Genomic DNA, 5134 nt, shown 5'->3' on the forward strand with positions numbered 1-5134 from the left:
TAGCAGCCATCGCATGTGCATTTGCCACTTCTGCCGCTGCTACCGCTGCTACCGCTGCTACCGCCCAGCCTCCTGTGCATTTTGAGTCGGGCAGCGCAAGCGTGCGCAATGCGCCCAACGTGCCCGCTGTGCAGTACAAGCAAAATCAAAAGAAAAAGGTGTGGGTGCCTGCCCATCGATCGCATGGGCGCTTGGTAAAAGGTCATTACATCTGGCGCTGAAGTTGTTGACGCCCTGGTCATTCATCCGCAAGCGCGCTCACGGGGCGCGCTGCGGCGTGGACTATCAGGACTACCACTAGGAGATACAACGATGGCACGCATGTTTAACCCCCCGCATCCCGGCTTGACGCTGAAGAATGACGTTTTGCCCGCGCTGGGGCTGACGGTGACGCAGGCCGCCGAGCAGCTTGACGTGTCCCGCGTGGCGCTGTCCCGCGTATTGAATGGCCGGGCTGCCATATCGCCAGAAATGGCGCTGCGCATTGAGGCCTGGCTGGGCGTGGAGCGTGGCGGCGAAGCTCGTCTATGGTTGGCAGAGCAAAGCGCCTATGACGTGTGGCAGGCTGAACAGCGGTTCAAGGCTGCCCCCATGCACGTACAACCTGCGCCAGCGACGGCAGCATGAAATTGCTTGAGGCCCCGGCGCGACACCCAAGGTAGAAAAGAAGAGGCTGATGCCTTGTGGTAAAAATGCCTGATGGTTACCTTCCAAGGAGATCTTTGAATGTTGCCCTCCCTTGCCCTGCAAACCCACCGCGAAGCTATTCGCGCCATTGCGCTCAGCCATCGGGTCACCAACGTCCGCGTGTTCGGCTCGGTGGTGCATGGCGAAGACACTGAAAATAGTGACCTGGATATTTTGGTGGAGCCCACCCAAGCAACCACGATGATGGACATTGCCAAAATTCAGTGGGAGTTGGCGCAACTGCTGCCCGTGGCGGTGGATGTACTGACCCCCAACGGCTTGCCTGCCAAATTTCGTGCTCAAGTGCTTGCCGAGGCACAGGCGGTATGAGTAAAAACGATATTTTGCGCGCCATGGACTACCTGGCCACATCGTGGAGGCGATTGACCGCATCCACCGCTATGTGGATGACCTGACCGAACTGGGCTTTCTGGACGACGAAAAAACGCAGGATGCCGTGGTACGGAATTTTGAAATCCTGGGCGAGGCCGCGCACAACATCGAAAGCCATCACACCGCGTTTGCCCAAGCCCATGCTGATGTGCCCTGGGCTTTGATGTACACCATGCGCAGTCGCGTGGCCCATGGCTATTTCAAGGTGGACTATGAACTGGTGTGGAAAACGACTCACGCCGATTTGCCCGACTTGCGGGCTCAGATTGCAGCATTGACGGTCACGTTGGACCGGAATACTCAGTTGACCGGGTAACTGCCGGATTTAGGTTTATTGCGCTGAGTTCCATTTGGAATCTGGCTAATTTGTGGCTACACGGTACAAAACCCGGAACCGCTGGCTACATGAGTCCCAAAGAAAAAGGGTTCATTGCTATTTTCATAGCAATGAACCCTTATCTGTTTTGGTGCCGGAGAGATGAATCGAACACCCGACCTTCTCATTACGAATGAGCTGCTCTACCGACTGAGCTACACCGGCTTAAGCCCGCAATTATAGCCCGGCGTGGTACGCAGTTACGCGCTCAACCTCATTTTTAGAGCCGAGCATCACACTGACGCGTTCGTGGAGCTTGGTGGGCTGGATGTCGAGGATGCGCTGCTTGCCGTTGGTGGCGGCGCCGCCGGCTTGTTCGATGAGCCAGCTCATGGGGTTGGCTTCGTACATCAGGCGCAGCTTGCCGGCCTTTTCTGGCTCGCGCTTGTCCCATGGGTACAGAAATACGCCGCCGCGCGTCAGGATGCGGTGGACGTCGGCCACCATGGAGGCAATCCAGCGCATGTTGAAGTCTTTGCCGCGCGGGCCTTCCTTGCCTTCGAGGCATTCGCCGATGTAGCGCTTGACGGGCTCGTCCCAGTGGCGCATGTTGCTCATGTTGATGGCAAATTCCTGGGTGTCGGCCGGGATGGTGACATGTTCCTCGGTCAGCACGAACGAGCCCTGTTCGCGGTCCAGGGTGAACATGGCGACGCCGTCGCCGACCGTGAGCACCAGCGTGGTCTGCGGGCCATACACACAGTAGCCGGCCGCAACCTGCTTGTTGCCGGGCTGCAAAAAGTCGCTTTCCTCGACGCCGTGGTCGCCTTCGGGCTTTTTCAGCACGCTGAAGATGGTGCCAATGCTGACGTTCACATCAATATTGCTCGAGCCGTCGAGCGGGTCGAACATCAGCAGGTATTCGCCCTGGGGGTAGCGGTTGGGCACGACATAAATGCCTTCCATTTCTTCAGATGCCATGGCGGCGAGGTGGCCGCCCCATTCGTTGGCTTCAATCAGCACTTCGTTGGCGATGATGTCGAGCTTTTTCTGGATTTCGCCCTGGACGTTTTCGCTACCGGCGGTGCCCATCACTTCGCCCAGCGCACCCTGGTTGACGGCGCGGCTGATGCTTTTGCAGGCGCGGGCGACCACTTCAAGCAGCAGGCGCAGTTCAGGGGGGATGTGGCCGTCGATGCGCTGCTGCTCGACCAGGTAGCGCGTCAGGGAAATTTTTTGGGTCATCGGAAAGGCTCCAGTCAGGGGTGGGAATGGGGGAGGATCGGATCGGCTTGGGATCTGGCAAACAATAACTTTCCGTTATTCCCGCGCAGGCGGGAATCCAGCAACCCGGGTTGAACGCTCCAACAAGTCTGGATACCCGCCTTCGCGGGTATGACGCAGGGAAGTTATCACTGACCGCATCCTTAGTCGGCCAGCGCGCGCGTGACGACTTCGAGGGTGTCTTTGCTCAGGTCGGTCTTGGCGGCGACGCGGGCAATGGCTTCCCGGGCGGCGCTGCGGTAGGGTTCGGCCAGCTTGCTCCAGCGGTCCAGTGCGCGCGCCAGGCGGGCAGCCACCTGGGGGTTGATGGCGTCGAGCTCGATCACGCGGTCGCGCCAGAACACGTAGCCAGCCGCATCAGGGCGGTGAAATGCGGCCGGATTTGCGCAGAAGGTGCTGACGACGCTGCGCGCGCGGTTGGGGTTGCGCAGGCTGAAGTCGGCGTGCTTCATGAGCTGCTTGACGGCCGGCAAGATGTTGCCGCCCCGGTCGGGCGCGCTCACTTGCAGGCTGAACCATTTGTCGATCACCAGCGCTTCATCCTTGAACATGGCGTGAAAGCGCGTGAGCGCCGGGCCGGCCAGCGGGTGGCCGCTGGACACCAGGGCAGCCAGGGCGTTGAAGCGGTCGGTCATGTTGCCGGCGTCCTTGAAGCGCTGCAGTGTCTTGCCGGGCCAGACCGTGTCGCCCGATTGCACCGCCGCCAGGCACAGGTGGGTCAGGGCCATGCCGGCCAGGGCGCGGCGGCCTGACGATGCGGCGTCGGGCGTGTAGGCGCCGGTGTCGTGGCTGGCGTCATACACCGCTTCCCAGTCGGCGCTGAGCGCGCTGGCCAGTTGCTGGCGCATGGCTTCGCGCACGGCGTGGATGCGCTGGGGGTCGACCACGTCGAGCTGCTCGGCCAGGTAGGTTTCAGACGGCAGCGTCAGCACCAGATCCTTGAAAGCGGCGTCCAGCGTGGGGTGGCGCAAGACCTGGCGCATGGCGTCCAGATAAGCATCATCTAGCACGCTGGCGCCCGTGGAATGGACTTCAGTAGCTACTGAAGTAATAGCGGTGACGGCGCGGTTGACGGCCAGGCGCTGGCCGGCTTCCCAGCGGTTGAAGGGGTCGCTGTCGTGCGCCAGCAGGTGCAGCAGCTGGGCGTCGGTGTAGTCAAACGCCAGCACCACGGGCGCGGTGAAGCCGCGCAGGATGGACGGCACCGGTTCGGCGTCGAGATTCACAAAGGTGAACGATTCGCTGGCTTCGGTCAGCACCACGCTGCGGGTGCCGGCCACGGCGTCGGCTTCGCCCGCCAGTTGCAGCGGCAGGTCCTGGCCTTCGGCACCCAGCAGGCCGAGGCCGACCGGAATCACAAACGGTGCCTTGACCGGCTGGCCGACCGTGGGCGCGCAGCTTTGCGCCAGCGTGAGGGTGTAGCTGCGGGCGGCGGCGTCGTACACGCCGTGGGCCTGCACGCGCGGTGTGCCGGCCTGGCTGTACCAGCGCTTGAACTGGGGCAGCAGGCGCGCCAGGTCGGAGTCGGGGTTGGCGTCGGCAATGGCCTGGGCAAAGTCGTCGCAGGTCACGGCCTGGCCGTCGTGGCGCTCAAAGTACAGCGTCATGCCTTTGGCAAAGCCGCTGCGGCCCACCAGGGTCTGCATCATGCGAACGACTTCCGCGCCTTTTTCGTAGATCGTGACGGTGTAGAAGTTGCTGATCTCGACGTAGCTGTCGGGACGCACCGGGTGCGCCATCGGGCCCGCGTCTTCGGGGAACTGGGCGGTGCGCAGCACGCGCACGTCCTCGATGCGCTTGACGGCGCGGGCCGACGCCTCGCCGCACAAATCCTGGCTGAATTCCTGGTCGCGGAACACCGTCAGGCCTTCCTTCAGGCTGAGCTGGAACCAGTCGCGGCAGGTGATGCGGTTGCCGGTCCAGTTGTGAAAGTACTCGTGGCCGACGACGCTTTCGATATTCGAGAAATCGGTGTCGGTGGCGGTGGCCTGGTTGGCCAGCACGTACTTGGTGTTGAAGATGTTCAGGCCCTTGTTTTCCATGGCGCCCATGTTGAAGTCGCTGGTGGCCACCACCATGAAGCGCTCCAGGTCCAGGCTGAGGCCGAAGCGCGCTTCGTCCCAGGCGACGGAATGCATCAGCGACGTCATGGCGTGCTCGGTCTTGTCGAGGTCGCCGGGGCGTACATAGACCTGCAGCAGGTGGTCGTTGCCGGCGCGGGACTGGATGCGCTGCTCGCGGCACACCAGCTGGCCGGCCACCAGCGCAAACAGGTAGCTGGGCTTTTTGTGCGGGTCCACCCATTTGGCAAAATGCCGGCCATCGTCCAGCAGGCCTTGCGCCACCAGGTTGCCGTTGGACAGCAGCACCGGGTATTTGGCCTTGTCGGCGCGCAGCAGCACGCTGTAGCTGGCCATCACATCGGGGCGGTCCAGGAAGTAGGTGATGCGGCGG

At 62.1% G+C, this 5134-nt stretch carries 6 protein-coding genes and 1 tRNA gene; 4 read left to right on the forward strand and 3 right to left on the reverse strand.

Annotated features, from left to right (window positions below; genetic code table 11):
• The 4 genes from IV091_RS11370 to IV091_RS11385 form a co-directional block, all read left to right on the forward strand.
• Positions 1 to 221, forward strand: a 221-nt coding sequence (locus tag IV091_RS11370) for a hypothetical protein (RefSeq protein ID WP_293468738.1), incomplete at its 5' end; no start/stop codon positions are given.
• Positions 222 to 312: 91 nt separating this feature from the next.
• The gene (locus tag IV091_RS11375; protein WP_293468740.1) at positions 313 to 627 is read left to right on the forward strand and encodes a HigA family addiction module antitoxin; all 315 of its coding nucleotides are present in this window, start codon (positions 313 to 315) and stop codon (positions 625 to 627) included.
• A gap of 99 nt (positions 628 to 726) precedes the next feature.
• Positions 727 to 1017 (forward strand): nucleotidyltransferase family protein, encoded by a 291-nt coding sequence (locus IV091_RS11380; RefSeq protein WP_293468742.1) that lies wholly within the window; start codon positions 727 to 729, stop codon positions 1015 to 1017.
• 43 nt (positions 1018 to 1060) lie between these two features.
• A complete protein-coding gene (locus tag IV091_RS11385; RefSeq protein ID WP_293468743.1) occupies positions 1061 to 1396 on the forward strand; it encodes a HepT-like ribonuclease domain-containing protein in 336 nt (111 codons plus the stop codon).
• Between the two features lie 149 nt (positions 1397 to 1545).
• Here IV091_RS11385 and IV091_RS11390 read toward each other — a convergent pair.
• The 3 genes from IV091_RS11390 to pepN form a co-directional block, all read right to left on the reverse strand.
• Positions 1546 to 1621 (reverse strand) — tRNA-Thr (locus tag IV091_RS11390).
• A gap of 12 nt (positions 1622 to 1633) precedes the next feature.
• Positions 1634 to 2641: a class 1 fructose-bisphosphatase gene (locus tag IV091_RS11395; protein WP_293468745.1), complete on the reverse strand. Its 1008-nt coding sequence runs from the start codon at positions 2639 to 2641 to the stop codon at positions 1634 to 1636.
• Between the two features lie 182 nt (positions 2642 to 2823).
• Positions 2824 to 5134 (reverse strand): aminopeptidase N (pepN, locus tag IV091_RS11400; RefSeq protein WP_293468747.1); only part of this gene is annotated, 2311 nt, incomplete at its 5' end.

The sequence above is a fragment of the Polaromonas sp. genome (assembly GCF_018780625.1).
Classification (GTDB): Bacteria; Pseudomonadota; Gammaproteobacteria; order Burkholderiales; family Burkholderiaceae_C; genus Polaromonas.

Excerpts from the sequence above, each read along its gene's own strand:
- IV091_RS11375 (WP_293468740.1), top strand. The coding sequence starts at position 313 with ATGGCACGCATGTTTAACCCCCCGCATCCCGGCTTGACGCTGAAGAAT.
- IV091_RS11380 (WP_293468742.1), top strand. The coding sequence starts at position 727 with ATGTTGCCCTCCCTTGCCCTGCAAACCCACCGCGAAGCTATTCGCGCC.
- IV091_RS11395 (WP_293468745.1), bottom strand. The coding sequence starts at position 2,641 with ATGACCCAAAAAATTTCCCTGACGCGCTACCTGGTCGAGCAGCAGCGC.